At 68.6% G+C, this 2535-nt stretch carries 3 protein-coding genes and 1 pseudogene; 2 read left to right on the top strand and 2 right to left on the bottom strand.

Features of this window, described 5'->3' with window-relative positions; all coding sequences use genetic code 11:
- A pseudogene (locus tag ON21_RS11845) lies at positions 1-313 on the top strand (hypothetical protein); the annotation flags it as partial.
- A gap of 9 nt (positions 314-322) precedes the next feature.
- Here the strand turns inward: ON21_RS11845 and ON21_RS11840 are convergent.
- Positions 323-889, bottom strand: coding sequence for a hypothetical protein (locus ON21_RS11840; RefSeq protein WP_039797876.1), 567 nt, complete (start codon positions 887-889; stop codon positions 323-325).
- 183 nt (positions 890-1072) lie between these two features.
- Here ON21_RS11840 and ON21_RS11835 point away from each other — a divergent pair, with 183 nt between their 5' ends.
- The gene (locus tag ON21_RS11835) at positions 1073-1615 is read left to right on the top strand and encodes a YaeQ family protein (protein ID WP_039797875.1); all 543 of its coding nucleotides are present in this window, start codon (positions 1073-1075) and stop codon (positions 1613-1615) included.
- Between the two features lie 242 nt (positions 1616-1857).
- On the opposite strand, the gene ON21_RS11830 is transcribed toward ON21_RS11835, so the two are convergent.
- Positions 1858-2535, bottom strand: a 678-nt coding sequence (locus ON21_RS11830) for an amidohydrolase family protein (protein ID WP_039797874.1), incomplete at its 5' end; no start/stop codon positions are given.

Raw genomic sequence — 2535 nt, 5'->3', positions numbered from 1 at the left:
CTGGTCGCGCACCCGCGCCGTGCTGGCGCTGCTACTGGCGGCGATCGGCCACAGCAAGGTCTACGGCGAACGCCAGTTGCCCGAACTCTTCGTGCAGCTGCCCGCGCCCGAAGCCCTGGCGACCGATGGTGAGGTGGTCGGCAAAGCCACTCGACTGCACTTCACCATCGCCGGACAACTCCCGGTCTACCGCCGCGACGAATCCAATCCGCTCTGGGCCGACCGCAGCCGCCCGCACCACCGCCGAGCTCCCTGGCTGCGGGACGTCCTCCGGGCCGGGCGCCCGTTTCAGCGCCGAGCGGGCGAAGAGTGAGCGAACGCGCTACTTCATGGAGCGCAGCAACCCGAGGTTCGGCTCGAGCGCGCCGTCCTGTCCCAGCGCCAGGAAGTCGGCCTCGACCGCCGCGCGCTCGAGCGCTCCGGCCCGCACCGCGTGATAGCGCACGACCGACCAGAGGAAGACATCGAGGTCGTCGAAGCGGGTGCCTTCCTCGACCACTTCCTCCTCGTGGAACCAGATGGCGATCTGCCCGTTGGTGAGCACCACGTACAGGTTGCCGCCGCCGTCCGCGCCGATCGAGTAGACGTCGTCGTCGGTGAGTTCGGTCTCGTAGTCGGAATCCACTATGCCGCAGTCGTTGCCGGCGAAGTCGAAACCGTAGGACCAGTCGTGTATGTCCAGGAACTGCGGCATCCGCCCGGACCGCACTCGGCGATCGAAAGCCGCCAGCGCCGCCGCGGACGCGGGCGCCAGCCGCTCCAGAAAGGGCGCCACCGGCCGGGTCTCCTCCGGAAGGATGACCGGCGGGCGACCGGCGAACCATCTCGCCAGGTCGGCGTCGAGGTCGCGCTCGACGTATCCGGCCAAATCGTCACGAGTAAGTGTCACCGTCGAATCCTAAGTACCAGCAATGGGTTTCATTCGCCGAGGTCTCGTGACGCGGGACGGGATCCAGGGCGAACCAAGGCTACGCCCGCATCCGGACGCCTCATCTGCGTGACAAGGCGGCCATCCTCGCTCTGCACTGCGCCGCGAGGGCTGACCGCCGGTCAGCGTTAAGCTCCTGCAGCTATGGCACTCAGCGCGACACTGCACACCTTCGCCGTCCAGTTGGCAGACGTCGATCGGGGCGTCTATCAGGATCTGGAGTTGCGGGTGGCGCGGCACCCGTCGGAATCCGCGGAGTTCATGCTGACCCGAGTGCTCGCCTATTGCCTCGAGTACGAGGAGGGCATCGCCTTCAGCGGCGGTGGGGTCTCCTCCACCGACGAGCCCGCCGTGCTGGTGCGCGACCGCACCGGACGCCTCACCGCCTGGATCGAAGTCGGCGCACCCGACGCGGAGCGGGTGCACCGCGGCAGCAAACTGGCCGACCGCGTCGCCATCTACACCCATCGCGATCCGGCCAAGGTGCTGGCGCAACTCACCGGCAAGCGCATTCATCGCGCCGAAGCGATACCGCTGCACAGCTTCGACCGCGACTTCATCGATTCCGCCGTCGCCGCGACCGAACGCCGCAACACGGTCACGCTTTCCGTCACCGAGCACCTGCTCTACCTGGACATCAACGGCACGAACCTGACCACGCCTCTAAAGCAACACCGTCTCGGCTGATCGCTTGGTTCGCTCATCTGGTAGTCCAAGCGCTGGAGGCGGGATCGCATGGCGGTGAGCAATTCGGGACATCCGGGCAGCTCCGGGGTTTCTCCGACCGCGCAGGGCAGCAGATAGGCGATGTTCTCGGAGGACGGCGCGCTCGGTGCCTCACCGGGGGGCCGCCCTGCACCGTTCGCTACCGGATCGGCGGGTGCGGGCGGCGGAGCAGGAATGCGGGCCGGACCTGCACCCGGCGTCGATCAGAAGAGGAAGTAGCGCTGGGCCATGGGCAATTCGGTGGCGGGCTGTTCGCGCCAGACTTCGCCGTCGATGCGGACGGTGAAGGTGTCCGGCTCGACCTCGATGCGCGGCATGGCGTCGTTGTGCGGCAGATCCGTCTTCCTTACGGCCCGGACATCACGGACCGGAACGAGTTCGCGCTGGACCCGCAACCGGTCGGCGAGGCCGTCCTCGATCGCCTGCTCGGAGACGAAATGCAGGGATGTCGCGGCGGCGGCCGCCGGGGCGGCGCCGAACATGGGCCGCGGCAGCACGGGCTGCGGCGTGGGGATGGAGGCATTGGCGTCGCCCATCGCGGCCCAGGCGATCGCGCCGCCCTTGAGGACGGCATGCGGGCGGACACCGAAGAACGCCGGCTCCCACAGCACCAGATCGGCGAGCTTGCCCACCTCGACCGACCCGATCTCGTGGTCCAGGCCGTGCGCCACGGCCGGGCAGATGGTGTACTTCGCGATGTAGCGCTGGACCCGGGCGTTGTCGGCGGCGCCGTCGCCGGGCAGCGCGCCGCGGCGGCGTTTCATCACGTGCGCGGTCTGCCAGGTGCGCAGCACGACCTCGCCGATGCGGCCCATGGCCTGCGAGTCGCTGCCGATCATCGAGATGGCGCCGAGATCGTGCAGCAGGTCCTCGGCCGCGAT

This window comes from Nocardia araoensis NBRC 100135 (assembly GCF_000308435.1).
Lineage (GTDB): Bacteria > Actinomycetota > Actinomycetes > Mycobacteriales > Mycobacteriaceae > Nocardia > Nocardia araoensis.
The sequence above is the reverse complement of the archived record's forward strand: the minus strand, read 5'-3'. Positions and strand labels throughout refer to the sequence as shown.

Bases quoted from the DNA above. Each gene is read 5' to 3' on its own strand.
- ON21_RS11835 (WP_039797875.1), top strand. From the start codon at position 1,073: ATGGCACTCAGCGCGACACTGCACACCTTCGCCGTCCAGTTGGCAGAC.